The organism is Streptomyces sp. NPDC001594 (assembly GCF_042893675.1).
In the GTDB taxonomy this organism is placed as follows: domain Bacteria; phylum Actinomycetota; class Actinomycetes; order Streptomycetales; family Streptomycetaceae; genus Streptomyces.
On sequence record NZ_JBIAVB010000004.1, the window covers coordinates 86,896 to 99,579 of the forward strand.

Annotated in this window: 12 protein-coding genes; 5 read left to right on the top strand and 7 right to left on the bottom strand. The window is 72.6% G+C overall.

The window, feature by feature from the left end; translation table 11 throughout:
* Positions 1 to 97 precede the first annotated feature (97 nt).
* Positions 98 to 1,675, bottom strand: coding sequence for a S8 family serine peptidase (locus tag ACFY0O_RS09260; protein ID WP_388944734.1), 1,578 nt, complete (start codon positions 1,673 to 1,675; stop codon positions 98 to 100).
* Positions 1,676 to 1,905: 230 nt separating this feature from the next.
* Here ACFY0O_RS09260 and ACFY0O_RS09265 point away from each other — a divergent pair, with 230 nt between their 5' ends.
* The 3 genes from ACFY0O_RS09265 (at position 1,906) to ACFY0O_RS09275 (ending at position 5,084) form a co-directional block, all read left to right on the top strand.
* Entirely contained in the window at positions 1,906 to 3,018 is a 1,113-nt protein-coding gene (locus ACFY0O_RS09265) for a pyridoxal-phosphate dependent enzyme (protein WP_388944736.1), read from the top strand.
* Positions 3,019 to 3,291: 273 nt separating this feature from the next.
* The gene (locus ACFY0O_RS09270; protein WP_388944739.1) at positions 3,292 to 4,101 is read left to right on the top strand and encodes an isocitrate lyase/phosphoenolpyruvate mutase family protein; all 810 of its coding nucleotides are present in this window, start codon (positions 3,292 to 3,294) and stop codon (positions 4,099 to 4,101) included.
* Positions 4,102 to 4,145: 44 nt separating this feature from the next.
* Positions 4,146 to 5,084 carry an EamA family transporter gene (locus ACFY0O_RS09275; RefSeq protein ID WP_388944742.1) on the top strand — a complete coding sequence of 313 codons (939 nt, stop codon included), beginning with the start codon at positions 4,146 to 4,148 and terminating at the stop codon, positions 5,082 to 5,084.
* 22 nt (positions 5,085 to 5,106) lie between these two features.
* On the opposite strand, the gene ACFY0O_RS09280 is transcribed toward ACFY0O_RS09275, so the two are convergent.
* From ACFY0O_RS09280 to ACFY0O_RS09295, 4 genes are all read right to left on the bottom strand, one after another.
* A complete protein-coding gene (locus ACFY0O_RS09280; protein ID WP_388944744.1) occupies positions 5,107 to 5,898 on the bottom strand; it encodes a trypsin-like serine peptidase in 792 nt (263 codons plus the stop codon).
* The gene (locus ACFY0O_RS09285; protein WP_388944747.1) at positions 5,895 to 6,974 is read right to left on the bottom strand and encodes an alpha/beta hydrolase; all 1,080 of its coding nucleotides are present in this window, start codon (positions 6,972 to 6,974) and stop codon (positions 5,895 to 5,897) included. Before ACFY0O_RS09285 ends, ACFY0O_RS09280 begins: the two co-directional genes overlap by 4 nt.
* A 189-nt stretch (positions 6,975 to 7,163) precedes the next feature.
* Entirely contained in the window at positions 7,164 to 8,318 is a 1,155-nt protein-coding gene (locus tag ACFY0O_RS09290; RefSeq protein ID WP_388944749.1) for an alpha/beta hydrolase, read from the bottom strand.
* A 139-nt stretch (positions 8,319 to 8,457) separates the two neighbouring features.
* Positions 8,458 to 8,895, bottom strand: a complete 438-nt coding sequence (locus ACFY0O_RS09295; protein WP_388944752.1) for a MarR family winged helix-turn-helix transcriptional regulator — start codon at positions 8,893 to 8,895, stop codon at positions 8,458 to 8,460.
* Between the two features lie 81 nt (positions 8,896 to 8,976).
* Here ACFY0O_RS09295 and ACFY0O_RS09300 point away from each other — a divergent pair, with 81 nt between their 5' ends.
* Positions 8,977 to 9,948, top strand: a complete 972-nt coding sequence (locus ACFY0O_RS09300) for an SMP-30/gluconolactonase/LRE family protein (protein WP_388944754.1) — start codon at positions 8,977 to 8,979, stop codon at positions 9,946 to 9,948.
* Between the two features lie 47 nt (positions 9,949 to 9,995).
* Positions 9,996 to 10,736 (top strand): hypothetical protein, encoded by a 741-nt coding sequence (locus tag ACFY0O_RS09305; protein WP_388944755.1) that lies wholly within the window; start codon positions 9,996 to 9,998, stop codon positions 10,734 to 10,736.
* Here the strand turns inward: ACFY0O_RS09305 and ACFY0O_RS09310 are convergent.
* Together ACFY0O_RS09310 and ACFY0O_RS09315 are read right to left on the bottom strand one after the other, a co-directional pair.
* Complete coding sequence (locus ACFY0O_RS09310; RefSeq protein ID WP_388944757.1) at positions 10,705 to 11,478, bottom strand: hypothetical protein; 774 nt, start codon at positions 11,476 to 11,478, stop codon at positions 10,705 to 10,707. The two genes, ACFY0O_RS09305 and ACFY0O_RS09310, sit on opposite strands and share 32 nt — an antisense overlap.
* Complete coding sequence (locus tag ACFY0O_RS09315; protein ID WP_388944760.1) at positions 11,462 to 12,673, bottom strand: hypothetical protein; 1,212 nt, start codon at positions 12,671 to 12,673, stop codon at positions 11,462 to 11,464. Before ACFY0O_RS09315 ends, ACFY0O_RS09310 begins: the two co-directional genes overlap by 17 nt.
* Positions 12,674 to 12,684 lie beyond the last annotated feature (11 nt).

The window sequence follows — 12,684 nt, forward strand, 5'->3', positions numbered from 1 at the left end:
CAGCGGGGGCGACCGGATGTCCGGTCGCCCCCGTGTTCGGCTCATGGCGCCCCGGGCCCGATCCGGGCCGGTCGCGGGCCCGTTGGCCCCGGGCGGGTCAGAACTGCAGCGCCCAGGAGTCGATCTTGCCGGTGTCGGCGGCCGCGTTGTCGCTCACCCGCAGCTTCCAGACCCCGTTGGCCACCTCGGAGGAGGCGTTGACGGTCACCGTCTTGACGATGTCGTCCGCGCTGCCGCCGGTGCGGTTGTGCAGGTTGTAGAGGGTGCCGTCGGGGGCGACCAGGTCGACCTTGAGGTCGCCGATGTAGGTGTGCTTGATGTCCACCGACACGCCCAGCGTCGCGGGGGCGTTGCCGGAGACCCCGCTGACGGTGATCGGGGACTCGACGGTCGCGTTGTCGTTGATCGCGTAGTCGGCGGTGTTCTCGAAGCGCGGGCCGGTGGGCGGGGTGGTGCCGGCGCCGACGTTCAGCAGCCGGTTGGGCGAGCCGGTGCCGGGGCCCGTCACCACGTTCGGGGTGGCCGCCGCGACCAGGCCGTCGCGGACCTGCGCCGGGGTGGCCGACGGGTTCTGCGAGAGGTAGAGGGCGGCCGCGCCCACGACGTGCGGGGTGGCCATCGACGTGCCGGAGATGGTGTTCGTCGCGGTGTCGCCCGTGCCCCACGAGGAGGTGATGGAGGAGCCCGGCGCGAAGACGTCCAGGACCGAGCCGTAGTTGGAGTAGCTCGCCTTGGCGTCGGTGTTGGTGGTCGCGCCGACGGTGATGGCCTCGGCGACGCGCGCCGGGGACTTGGTGGAGGCGTCGGTGGACTCGTTGCCGGCCGCGACGCCGTAGGTGATCCCGGAGGCGATGGAGTTGCGTACGGCGGTGTCGAGCGCGGAGTCGGCGCCGCCGCCGAGCGACATGTTGGCCACGGCGGGCTTCACGGCGTTGCGGGTGACCCAGTCGATGCCGGCGACCACCTGGGCGGTGGTGCCCGAGCCGTTGTTGTCCAGGACGCGGACGCCGACGATCTTCGCCTTCTTGGCGACGCCGTAGCTGTTGCCCGCGACGGTGCCGGCGACGTGGGTGCCGTGGCCGTGGCCGTCCTGGGCGGTGTTGTCGTTGTCGATGGCGTCGTAGCCGTAGGAGGCGCGGCCGCCCAGGTCCTGGTGGGTGATGCGGACGCCGGTGTCGATGATGTACGCGGTGACGCCCTCGCCGGCCTTGTCGGGGTAGGTGTAGCTCTGGTCGAGGGGGAGCGCGCGCTGGTCGATGCGGTCCAGGCCCCAGGAGGGCGGGCTGGGCTGGGTGGCGTCCACGGTGAAGGTGCGGTTCTGCACGACCGAGGCGACGGCCGGGTCGGCGGCGAGCTTCTTGGCCTGCCCCTCGGAGACCTCGACGGAGTAGCCGTTGAGGGCGGCGCTGTAGGTCCGGTCGATCTTCGCGCCGTACCGGTGGGCGACGGCCTTGCCGCTGTCGGCGGTGGAGCGGGCGGCGGAGTCCTTCAGCGTGACGATGTAGCTGCCGGGGACGGCCCCGGCGACGCCCGCGTTCTCGATGACGCCCTGCGGGCCGCCGTCGGAGGCGGAGGCGGCCGAGGCGGGCAACGCGGCGGCGGCGCCGAGCGCGAGGGCCACGACGGCGGTCGCGATGCCGGCGGTCTTCCGGCGGGTGTGACGCATCACGGACATGTGAGGGGTCCTCCTCATTGGCGGTGCGCTGCGTGGGGGTACAGGCCGGCGGCGGACGTGCGGAATGGTTCGTTCCAGCCCGGTAACGGCATGGACATGACAATCACTCACGCCCAACGGGCCGCCGCCTCAAAAAGGTTGGCCCACCCGTGCGCCATCCCACAAGAGCCCCACGGATGCGTAACATCCGTGCCATACGACAGCCATGAACGAGCAAAGGTGCTCCGCACATGACGCACGCACTTCCCGACTACGTCTGCCCGGAGGACGGCACGCGCGCGGATGTACGGACCGCCCCGTGGTGCTGCCCGGTCTGCGGCGGCCCGTGGGACCTCGACTTCACGCCCGATCCGGCCATCCCCCTGGAACCGGCGGCGGGCCCGCACTCGCTGTGGCGGTTCGCTCCGGCACTGCCGCTGCCGGGGGCGTTCTCGGTCACCCTCTCCGAGGGGCACACCCCGATGCTGCCGCTCGGAGACCGCGTTCACGCCAAACTCGACTACCTGATGCCCACGCTGTCCTTCAAGGACCGGGGCGCGGTGATGCTCGCGGAGCTGGCCCGGCGGCTGGGCCCGGAGCGGGTGGTCGCGGACAGCAGCGGGAACGCGGGCACGTCGGTCGCGGCGTACTGCGCGCGGGCCGGGCTGAGTTGTGAAGTTTTCGTGCCCGAGGGCACCGCGGAGAAGAAGACGGCTCAGATGCGGGCGCACGGGGCGGCGGTACGCGTCGTGCCGGGCGGCCGCGAGGCCGCCGCGGAGGCCGCCCGGGCGGTGGCGGACGAGCCGGGGGTCTTCTACGCGAGCCACGTCTTCAACCCCTACTTCCTGCACGGCACGAAGACGTACGTGTACGAGGTCTGGGAGGCCCTGGGCGGCCGGCTCCCCGAGGTGCTCGTCGTCCCCGTCGGCAACGGCACGCTGCTGCTGGGCGCGGCACTGGCGGTGGCGGAGCTGGGCCGGCGGGGGGTACGGGCGCCGGCGCTGGTCGGGGTGCAGGCGGAGGCGGTGTCACCGCTGGCGGCGGCCTTCGCCGCGGGGGCGGAGGAGGCGGAGCCGGTGCCGCAGCGGCCGACGCTGGCGGAGGGCATCGCGATCCCGGCGCCGCCGCGGGCCCGCCAGATCCTGGCGGCGGTGCGCAGGTCGGGCGGCACGATCCTCACGGTGCCGGACGAGCGGGTGCGCCAGGCGCAGCGGGACCTCGCCGGGCGGGGGCTGTTCGTCGAGCCGACGGCCGCCGCCTGCTGGGCGGCGGTGGGGCCCGGCGCGCCCGCCGACCCCCTCCAGGGCCGCACGGCGGTGCTCCCCCTGTGCGGGGCCGGCGCCAAGTCCGGCCTGGCCCCCTAGGGCGTCTCTTTCGGATCTTGCCGGTCAAGCCCGCGTTGTCCGGTGCCGTGCATCGGCGCCTTGGCGGGCGCCGCCGTACTGGACGTACTTGGTGCCCTGCCAAGGCGGCGAGGTGCGGTGCCGGGCGGCGCGGGTCTGGGGGCCCCTCCCAGCGGTAGCTGGGGGAGCAAGATCCGGAAGAGACGGCCCCTAGGCCCTGGTCCCGCCGCGGCTCGTGCCGTACGTGTCGGAAATCCGCCAGCCCGGTCGGCGTCGGTCTGCTCAACTGGCCCCATGACCAGCCTCCTTGAGAAGGCCGCCGCCTTCACCGCCCTGCACACCCCCGCCGCCCCCCTCCCCCTCGCCAACGCCTGGGACGTGGCCAGTGCCCGGATCGTCGAGGCCGCCGGGGCCCCGGCCGTGGCGACGACCAGTGCCGGGGTCGCCTGGTCCCTCGGCGCGCCCGACGGGGACGCGCTCGCGCGGGACCGGGCCCTGGACCTGGTCGCGCGGGTCGCCTCCACCGTCTCCGTCCCCGTCACCGCCGACATCGAGGGCGGCTTCGCCGCCGACGCCGCCGGGGTCGGGGAGACCGTCGCCGGGGTGCTCGCCGCCGGCGCGGTCGGGGTGAACATCGAGGACGGCACCCGCGCGCCCGCCGACCACGCGGAGCGCCTGGCCGCCGCCCGTGCCGCCGCCGACGCAGCGGGGGTCCCGCTGTACATCAACGCCCGTGTGGACACCTACCTCTTCGGCCTCGGCGACAGCGCGGGCCGCCTGGACGAGACCCTCGCCCGGGCGCGTGCCTACCTGGCCGCCGGCGCCACCGGCGTTTTCGTGCCCGGGGTCACCGATCCCGCCGTCATCGCGGAGCTCGCCCGCGGCATCGACGCCCCGCTCAACGTCCTGGTCGGCCCCGGTGCGCCCCCGGTCGCCGCCCTCGGCGCCCTCGGCGCGGCCCGCGTCAGCCTCGGCTCCTGGATGGCGGAGGCCGCGTACGCCGTCGCCCGCCGGGCCACCGAGGAGCTGCTCGCCGGCGGAACCTACGGCTCCCTCGACGGCTCGCTCCCGTACGGCGAGCTGAACGCCCTGCTCAAGGGCTGAGATACCGAGAAGCGTGCATGCGCCACCGTCCGTAGGATCCGGCCATGAGCACCTCGATACCGGCGGAGCCGGCGGCGGCACCCGCCACCCCCCAGCGCGGGACCGGCGGGGCCGTCTGGACGGCCCTCGGCCTCGTGTACGTCGTCTGGGGCTCGACCTACCTCGGCATCCGGATCGTCGTGCAGACCATGCCGCCGTTCCTGTCCGCCGGTGCCCGCTTCCTGTCCGCCGGCCTGGTCCTGGCCGGGATCGTCGCCTGGCGGTACGGGCCGTCCGCGCTGCGCGTCACCCGCGCGCAGCTCGGGTCGACGCTGGTGGTCGGTCTGCTGCTGGTGCTCGGCGGCAACGGCCTGGTCGTGCTGGCCGAGACCTCCGTGCCCTCGGGGCTGGCCGCGCTGCTGGTGGCGGCGGTGCCGATGTGGGTGGTGGTGCTGCGTTCGGTGACCGGGGACCGGCCGCCCCTGCGCACCCTGGCCGGGGTGCTGGTGGGCCTCACGGGGATGGCGGTGCTGACCAGCCCCGGGCTCAGCGGGGAGGTCCGGCTGTCGGGCGTGCTGCTGGTCGTGGCCGGGTCGGTGACCTGGGCGCTGGGCTCCTTCACCGCCGGGCGGCTGCCGCTGCCGGGGAACCCGTTCACGGGCAGCGTCTACCAGATGCTGTGGGGCGGGGCCGCCCAGGTGGCGGTCGGCCTGCTGCGCGGCGAGCAGCGCGGTCTGGATCCCGGCGCTTTCTCCACCGCCTCCTGGCTGGCGCTGGGCTACCTGGTGCTGATCGGTTCGGTCGTCGGGTTCACGGCGTACGCGTGGCTGCTCCAGGCGGCTCCGCTGTCGCTGGTGGCCACGTACGCGTACGTCAACCCGGTGGTGGCGGTGGCGCTGGGCTGGCTGATCCTGGACGAGCCGCTGACCCTGCCGATCGTGCTGGGCGGTGCCATCGTGGTGGCGGCGGTGGGCGTGATCGTCAGTACGGAACGGCGCAAGTGAGGGCGGTGGCGGGTGGTCCGGCTCAGCCCCGGGCCGCCGCCTCGTAGAGGGCCTTGGCCTTCTCGTCGTACAGCGCGGCCGTGGAGTCCACGTCGGTGTCCCCGCCGCTGAGCACCCCGATGAGCCGTCCGGGCTGGCCGGTGCCGCCGCGGTCGGCGATCCAGGGGCTGCCGCTGGTGCCGGTCCAGAAGCCGGCGCAGCTGATGTAGAGCATGTCGGGGTCGTCGGTGTCGTGGCGGGTCTGGGTGGTGCAGGAGACGGGCTTGTTCTGCGGGTTGTGGTCGGACTCGGGGTAGCCGACGACCGTGACCTCGCGCTCGTACCCGGAGGTCCAGTCCGGCTTGGGCGCCTCGCCCTGCCCGACCCGCTGCTGGAGGCTGCGCCCGTTCCCGTCCGGCTCGACGGTGAGGAAGGCGAAGTCGGCGGTCTCGTCGCCCCATTTCGTCCAGCGCTCGTCCACGTGGATCGAACGGACCTTCCACACCCCGAGGGGCTGGGTGCCCGAGCCCTCGCCGGAGAAGGCGGGGGCGAAGGAGAGCTCGCCGATGGCCAGCCCGTCGTGCGCGGCCTCGCCGGGCCGGCCGTCCTCACCGGCCGGGGCCACGCAGTGCGCGGCGGTCGCGACGACGTTGCCCCGGGGGCTGTCGACCACGCTCGCGGTGCACCAGTGCTCTCCGTTCGCCATGAGCACGCCGACGGTGGGGAAGGGGTGCACCGGCCGCTCGCCGGACGCCCCGAGGAGCACGGCGGCGGCCACCGCCACGACCCCCGCGGCGGCGGCCGCTGCCGCCGCCCCCTTCACCATTTGGCTCATCGCACGCCGGGGTCGGGTGTGGGTGCCTGCATCACCTTGCTGATCCACTCCAGGGAGCCCTCCCTCATACCGCGTACATACGATTTTCCGTTGTGCTCACCATCCTGGATCACCTGGAGCCGGGTGTGCACGGGGCCCTTCCCGTACTCCTTCATGAATTTCTCGGTCTGGTCCCGGCCGCTCTCCTTGGTTCCGATCTGGAAGTTGATGTAGACGTCCGGGCCGCCCTCCCCGATCAGCAGCTCGGCGAGCTTCTCGGGGTTGTTCTCGTCCATCGCCTGCCGGTTGCCCTTCCACAGCGGGGAATCGGGGACGAAGTCGACGCCGCTGGCGATGGCCGCCTTGAACCGGTCGGGGTACTTCAGGACGTGCTTGAAGGCACCGAAGCCGCCCGAGGAGGAGCCCATGAAGGCCCAGCCGTCGCGGGAGGTGAAGGTCCGGAAATTCGCCCTCGTGAAATCGGGGACGTCATCGGCCATCCAGGTGCCCATCTTGGGCTCGCCGGGGATGTCGGAGCCGTCGTAGTGGTGCTTGGTGTCGGCGTTGATCACGGGCATGACCAGGATGAACGGGAGGCTGGTGCCCTTCTTGACCCCGTCGATCACGGCCTGCTGGAGGCCGAGGCCCGGGCCGGTGCCCCAGTAGTTCTTGGGGTAGCCGCGGCCGCCGGGCAGGGAGATCAGGACGGGGAAGCCGCTCTTGGCGTACCTCGGGTCGTCGTACTCCTTGGGGACCCACACCCACACGTCACCCGTGAAACCGGACTTCTTGCCGGTCAGGGTGGTCATCGCGATCTGGGTGCCGTCCGGGAGCCGGCTGGTGCGGACGAACTCGGACTTGGGGCCGGTGGGCATCAGCACGCCCGGGCGGATGTCCTCGGCCGCCGCCGACTCCTGGATCTTCCCGAAGGAGACCGGGTCCCCCATGTCGGAGAAGAGGCCGAGCCCGTACCCCGCTCCGCCGCCGGCGGCGAGGACGAGGGCGAGGCCGCCGCCGATCAGGAGCCGGCGCCTGCGCGGGCGCCGCGCGGGGCCGCCGTCGTCGCCGTCGCGGCCGTCTTGCTGGTCATACTGCACGGAAGTGTCCCGTTCCTTCTCCGGCGCCCTGGTTGGGCGCGGGTCGGACCGATTGGTCCCCCTTTTCGCTTCTACAGAGGTGTCAACGACCGTAGGGGTTGCCTGGGACCGGGGCGACGTGGCGAGGGCCACGTGGCGGACGTCTGTGCGGTACGGCTCCGGACGGGGCCCGGACGGGCCCGGACCGGCTCAGCCGGCTTCGGGCTTCGGGCCCTTCAGCACCTTGCTGATCCACTCCAGCGAGCCCTCCTTCATGCCGCGCACGTAGTGCCAGCCGTTGTGCTCGCCGTTCTGGATGTCGCGGATGGTCGTCTTGACGGGCCCCTTGCCGTACTCCTGGACGAATTTCGCCATCCGGTCCCTGCCGGACTCCTTGGTGCCGACCTGGAAGTTGATGTAGACGTCCGGGCCGCCCGCCTTGATCAGCTTGTCGGCCAGCTTCTCGGGGTTGTTCGCGTCCATCTCCGCCTGGTGGCCCTTCCAGAGCGGGGAGTCCGGGACGATCTCGCCCCCGCTGGCGATCACCGCCTTGAAGCGGTCCGGGTACTGCAGGACCGTCTTCATGCCGACGAAGGCGCCGGAGGAGGAGCCCATGAAGGCCCAGCCGTCGCGGGACTTGTAGGTGCGGAAGTTCTTGCGGACGAAGTCGGGGACGTCCTCGGCGATCCAGGTGCCCATCTTGGGCTGGCCGGGTATGTCGGCCCCGTCGTAGTAGTACTTGTTGTCCGGGTTGAGCACCGGCATGATCACGACGAAGGGCAGGCTGGTCCCGGCCTGAACCCCCTCGCTGATCGCCTTCTGGAGGCCGAGGCTGCGGTCGGACCAGTAGTTGGCGGGGAAGCCGTTGCCGCCGGGCAGGGCGATGAGCACCGGGAAGGCGCTCTTGGCGTACTTGGGGTCGTCGTACTCCTTCGGGGCCCAGACCCAGACGTCCCCCTCGAAGCCGGACTTGGCCCCGGCCAGGCGCGTCTTGGCGATGACCGTGCCGTCGTCGAGCTTGGTCGTCTGCTTGAACTCCGACCTCGGGCCGGCGGGGAGCTGCACGTCCGGGTCACCGGTGGGCGTCGGCGAGGGGGAGGGGCTCGCGGCCTTCTTCCCGGAGCCGCCGCCGTCCTTGCCGTCCTTGCCGTCCTTGCCGGGGGTGGCGGGCGCGTGGTTCTTGCCGAAGCTGACGGCCTGGCCGTTGCCGTCGAACCACTCGTTCTTGTATGCCGCGAAGCCCCCGCCGCCGAGGAGCAGCGCGGCGGCGACGCCCGCGCCGATCCACACCGCGCGCCGTGACTTCCGGCGGCCCCCGGCCCGTTCGGGCTCCTGTCCGGACGACTGCTGAGGGTACTGATGCACGAACTTCGCTCCGAACGGTCTCGGCCGGCCCGGGACGGGACGGCGCGCGGACTCCCCTTGGTTAGTCCTGATGAGCGAATTCTGCGGATCGTTCCAAATTTCTGCAAAAACTTGGGCGGAACTTCGGATGGCGGGCCGCTCACTTCAGGGCGTCGAGGGCCTCCGCGCACCGCCCCAGCAGGGCGATGAGCTGCTCGCGTTCCTCCGCGGTGAAGGCGGCGGCGAGCGCCGTCTCCACGCGCACGGCGCCCGCGTCGGCACGTTCCATCGCGGCGCGCCCTTCGGCGGTGAGCCGGGTCTCCAGCACGTTGCGGTGCCACTCGTGCGGGGTGCGCTCGACGAGGCCGCGCTCGTGGAGGTTCTTCAGCACGGTGTTCATCGTCGGCGCGGTGACCCCGCAGAGCCGGGCCAGGGCCGCGGCGGAGATGCCCGGCTTCTCGGCGAGCCAGAGCAGGGCCGCGTACTGCGGAACCGTTACCGCGGCCGGCTTGCAGGCGGTGGTCTTCGCCGCGAGCAGCGCCTGTTCGGCGCGCTTGACGTGCGAACCGATGCGCTCCTCGGGGGGCATGGAGGTCATGGCGCCATCCTATGACCCTTGCCAATCATTAGACCTCTAACTACTCTTCGAACCCACCCGCCCAGAAGGAAGCGAACATCCATGCGCAAGCTCTCCTCCGCCCTGCCCGTCGCCGCCCTCCTGGCCGTGACCACGGCACTCACCACCGGCGCCGCCCCGAGCCCGGCCCGCGTGTCGACGGCGTTCACGCTGCCCGGCGCGAAGGTCTACCCCGAGGGCATAGCCGCCGACGCCCGCACCGGCACGGTGTACGTCGGCTCGTACGCGGACGGCACCGTCTACCGCGCCCGTCCCGGCACCCGGACGGCCGAGGTCTTCCTGCCCTCCGGCACCGACGGCCGGCACACCGCCAACGGCCTGCGCGTCGACGCCCGGGGCCGCCTGTGGGTCACCGACTCCACGGCCGGCGTGGCGGTGTACGACACGGCGACGGGCACCCGCCTGGCCCGTTTCGAGGCCGACCCGGCCGTCCCGCACTTCATCAACGACCTGACCATCACCCCGGACGGCACCGCCTACCTGACGGACAGCGTCCGCGCGGTGGTCTACCGCGTCACCCCCGCCCAGCTGCGGGCCGGCTCGGGCGCCCTGACGGTCGGCTACGACCTGAGCCGGCAGGTCACCCCGCCGCCGCCCGGCAAGTTCACCCTCAACGGCATCACCTCCGACGCGGCGGGCCGCTACCTCCTCGCGGTCGACATGACCGCCGGGGAGCTCCACCGCGTCGACCTCGCCACCGGGGCCCTCAGCCGGGTCACCCTCACCGGCGGCGACCTCAAGGCCGCCGACGGCCTCGACCTCTCCCCCACCGGCACCCTCCGGGCGGCCCACAACATCACCAACACCCTGACCCGCTGGCAGCTCACCCCGGACGGCACCCACGCCCGCCTGCTCCACACCCTCACGGACCCGGCCCTCCAGATCCCCACCACCCTGGCCCACACCCCGACCCGCACCCTGGTGGTCCGCTCCCAGTTCGACAAGGGCGGCCCGATGACCCCCTCGACGGGCACCCCGACCCCCTTCACGGTCGCCGCGGTCCGGGGGCTGTGACCGACCCGCACCCTCGGGTGTCAGTGCCGGGTGCTTCCATGAGGCCCATGGACACCGTGCACACGACCGCCGCCCTCCTCCCGGACCCCGCCGAGCTCCGCGCACACCTGCGCGCGCTGGCCGTGCTGGACCAGGCGATCGGCCGCGACCCGCGGTTCTCCCGCTACTCCTTCTCCACCACCTGGGGGCCCGGGACGGAGGCGGCCCTGATGGACAACGGCTCGGGTGACGACTTCTCCGTCCTGTTCACCCCGGCCGGCGTGCTGGTCCGCGGCTTCGACCACGAGTCGGAGATGAGCCCGTACGGCACGGACGACGAGCAGGTCTGGCCCGGTGTCATCGACGAGGTGCCCGCCGCGCTGCGCCCGCTCCTGGACGACCCGGCCTTCGTCGACGAGGGCCTCGGCGTCCCGCGGGTCACCGCCTGCCTGTGGTGGGAGACCGGCGGCACGGCCTGGCGGACCGGGTCGGCCATCGACTTCCCCCCGGGCAGCGCCGACCCCGACGGCTCGGGCCGCCTCTTCCGGCTCCTCACCGACCGCTCCCCCGAGGCCGTCCAGGCCCACTTCGAGGACTACTACGAGCGCCCGGTCCCCCTCGACGCCGTCCGCCACGTCCTCGCGGGCCACCCCCTGACCCCCGAAACCGCCCGCGCCCTCAACCCGGCCGCCCGCACCGTCCCGGACGGCTTCCTCCCCACGGTCGAGGGCGAGGAGGACTCCGCCTTCGAACCGATGCCGCTCGACCTGGACGGGCTCACTCCGGCGGCAGCAGGTCGCTCTCGCTGACGGTGTACGCCAGGTGGGGGTAGACGAAGTCCGTTTCCTGGTTCTCGCGGCGCCGGAGCCGGTAGAACTCGCGGCTCTGTTCCTCGTCCGCCTCCGTCAGGCGCTCGCCCCCGGGGAGGTACGCCTCCCCGTCGCGGAACCGGACGCGGGTCTTCGACGTTCGGAAGGTCACGCCGAGCCATTCGTCGTCCTCCGCCGGGACGGGCGCGTCCAGGACGATCCTGTGCCTGAGCCGCCGGTTCGACGCGACGGAGAAGACGACGACGCCGTTGTGGACGAGGGGCACCTCGAACCTCTCCCCGTCGGGCGCCCCCTTCCGCTCGAAGACCAGCTTCCTCGGCGGGCCCTCCCCGCCACGCCGGTAGCACGAGAAGACGGCGATGTGCGACCCGTCGGCCAGGTCGAGGGCCTGGTCGCAATGGCTGCCCATGGTCTTGTAGGCGTTCGTGTAGCGCTCGACGAGGGCGTTGTCGAAGCCGGCCGTCAGGCCCGCCCGCTCCCGCACCCGCCCCGCCAGCCGTTCGTGCACCGCCCGGAAGCGCTGCGCCGGGCTGCCGTACCGGGTGGTGGTGCGTACGAGGGGGACGCCGCCCTCCGCGTCGACCCGTACGAGCACGGCGCCCCGCCGCCCCTTCCCCACGTCTTCCCAACGGGTCGCCGCGGAGAGCTCCGCGAACACGTCCCCCTCGGCCTCCACCGCGTACGAGGAGACCCCCTCCGGAAGCCTAGACGCGGGGGGCAACGTAATCTCCCTGGTTCATGCTGAAGGGGAACCGGCCGGCGTAGTCGACGAAGGCCGAGCTCCGGTTCTCCTCGGCGTACAGCCCGCGCAGCTCGTCCATGCCCTCCGGCGTCGGCGGCTCCAGCTCCACCCGCTCCTCACCCGCCTTCAAGAACGTCCGGCCGTCCTTGTGGACCGCCTCCGTGCCCGAACAGCGCACCACGTACCCCAGGCGGGTCGGCAGCGACTCGGCGTCCAGCGCGCCGGGCCGGATCTCGTGCGTGTACAGGCGGTTGGTGGACAGCGGCATGAGGAACACGGAGCCGGGGTGCAGGGTCACGGTGAACTGCGCGGGGAGCACGGCACCGCCCTGCTGCTCCTTGAGGCGGAAGCGGAGCCGGGTCAGCCCGCTGACGCCCTTCACCCCGTGGTCGAAGGGGTCCTGGGCCAGGGGCTGGAGCTTCTCCAGCCCCTCGTAGAAGGTGCAGAAGGCCATGATGCCGTTGACCGGCATGTCCTTCGTCTTGTCGGCGTGCGCCGAGATCCTGGCCTTGGACTGCTTGCGCTCGGCCGTGGCCCGGGTGTTGTGGTAGGTCTGCGCGAGGACGTGGTTCAGGGGCGCCGCGTTCCTGAAGACGGCGGCGGCCTCACGGTTCAGCGCTCCCACGATCGCCCTGTCCGTCGGGCCGAAGCCCTCGGTCGGGCCGGACAGGTTCGTGGAGCAGCGCAGCAGGCGGAAGTGCAGCTCGTCGCCGTTCCGCTCGACCGGCGTCAGGTAGATCCCGCTGCGGTGGGCCGTCCCCGGCTTGGTGGACTCCGTCAGGGACTGGAACGCGTGCTCCGCACGGATCCGCCCGAAGTGCCCGGCGTCGGGGTGGAAGAACCGGCGGTAGTACACCCCGGCCCCGTGCACCCGCAGCGGAACCCGCCCGACTCCGACGACGGTCCAGCCCTCCCCACCCCCCGCCCGGTACCCGTGCGCCAGCTCCCGCACGACGAACACCCGCCCCGCCCCCTCCAGCGCCCGCCCGCTGACCCGGGACACGTCCCCACCCAGGTAGACGGTCTTCCCCGCGAGGTCGACCCCACCGGAAGCCAACTCCTCCGGGGTGATCCGAGCCCCGAGAAAGTCCCGGACCAACTCGTCCCCCGGCACCACCGAAGGCACCACGAGAACACTCCCGACCCCCTCGATCCGCGCCTCTGCCACACCCATCGAACAGCCCC

Excerpts from the sequence above, each read along its gene's own strand:
- ACFY0O_RS09315 (WP_388944760.1), bottom strand. The coding sequence starts at position 12,673 with ATGGGTGTGGCAGAGGCGCGGATCGAGGGGGTCGGGAGTGTTCTCGTG.
- ACFY0O_RS09305 (WP_388944755.1), top strand. The coding sequence starts at position 9,996 with ATGGACACCGTGCACACGACCGCCGCCCTCCTCCCGGACCCCGCCGAG.
- ACFY0O_RS09260 (WP_388944734.1), bottom strand. The coding sequence starts at position 1,675 with ATGTCCGTGATGCGTCACACCCGCCGGAAGACCGCCGGCATCGCGACC.
- ACFY0O_RS09275 (WP_388944742.1), top strand. The coding sequence starts at position 4,146 with ATGAGCACCTCGATACCGGCGGAGCCGGCGGCGGCACCCGCCACCCCC.
- ACFY0O_RS09295 (WP_388944752.1), bottom strand. The coding sequence starts at position 8,895 with ATGACCTCCATGCCCCCCGAGGAGCGCATCGGTTCGCACGTCAAGCGC.
- ACFY0O_RS09300 (WP_388944754.1), top strand. The coding sequence starts at position 8,977 with ATGCGCAAGCTCTCCTCCGCCCTGCCCGTCGCCGCCCTCCTGGCCGTG.
- ACFY0O_RS09270 (WP_388944739.1), top strand. The coding sequence starts at position 3,292 with ATGACCAGCCTCCTTGAGAAGGCCGCCGCCTTCACCGCCCTGCACACC.
- ACFY0O_RS09265 (WP_388944736.1), top strand. The coding sequence starts at position 1,906 with ATGACGCACGCACTTCCCGACTACGTCTGCCCGGAGGACGGCACGCGC.
- ACFY0O_RS09280 (WP_388944744.1), bottom strand. The coding sequence starts at position 5,898 with ATGAGCCAAATGGTGAAGGGGGCGGCGGCAGCGGCCGCCGCCGCGGGG.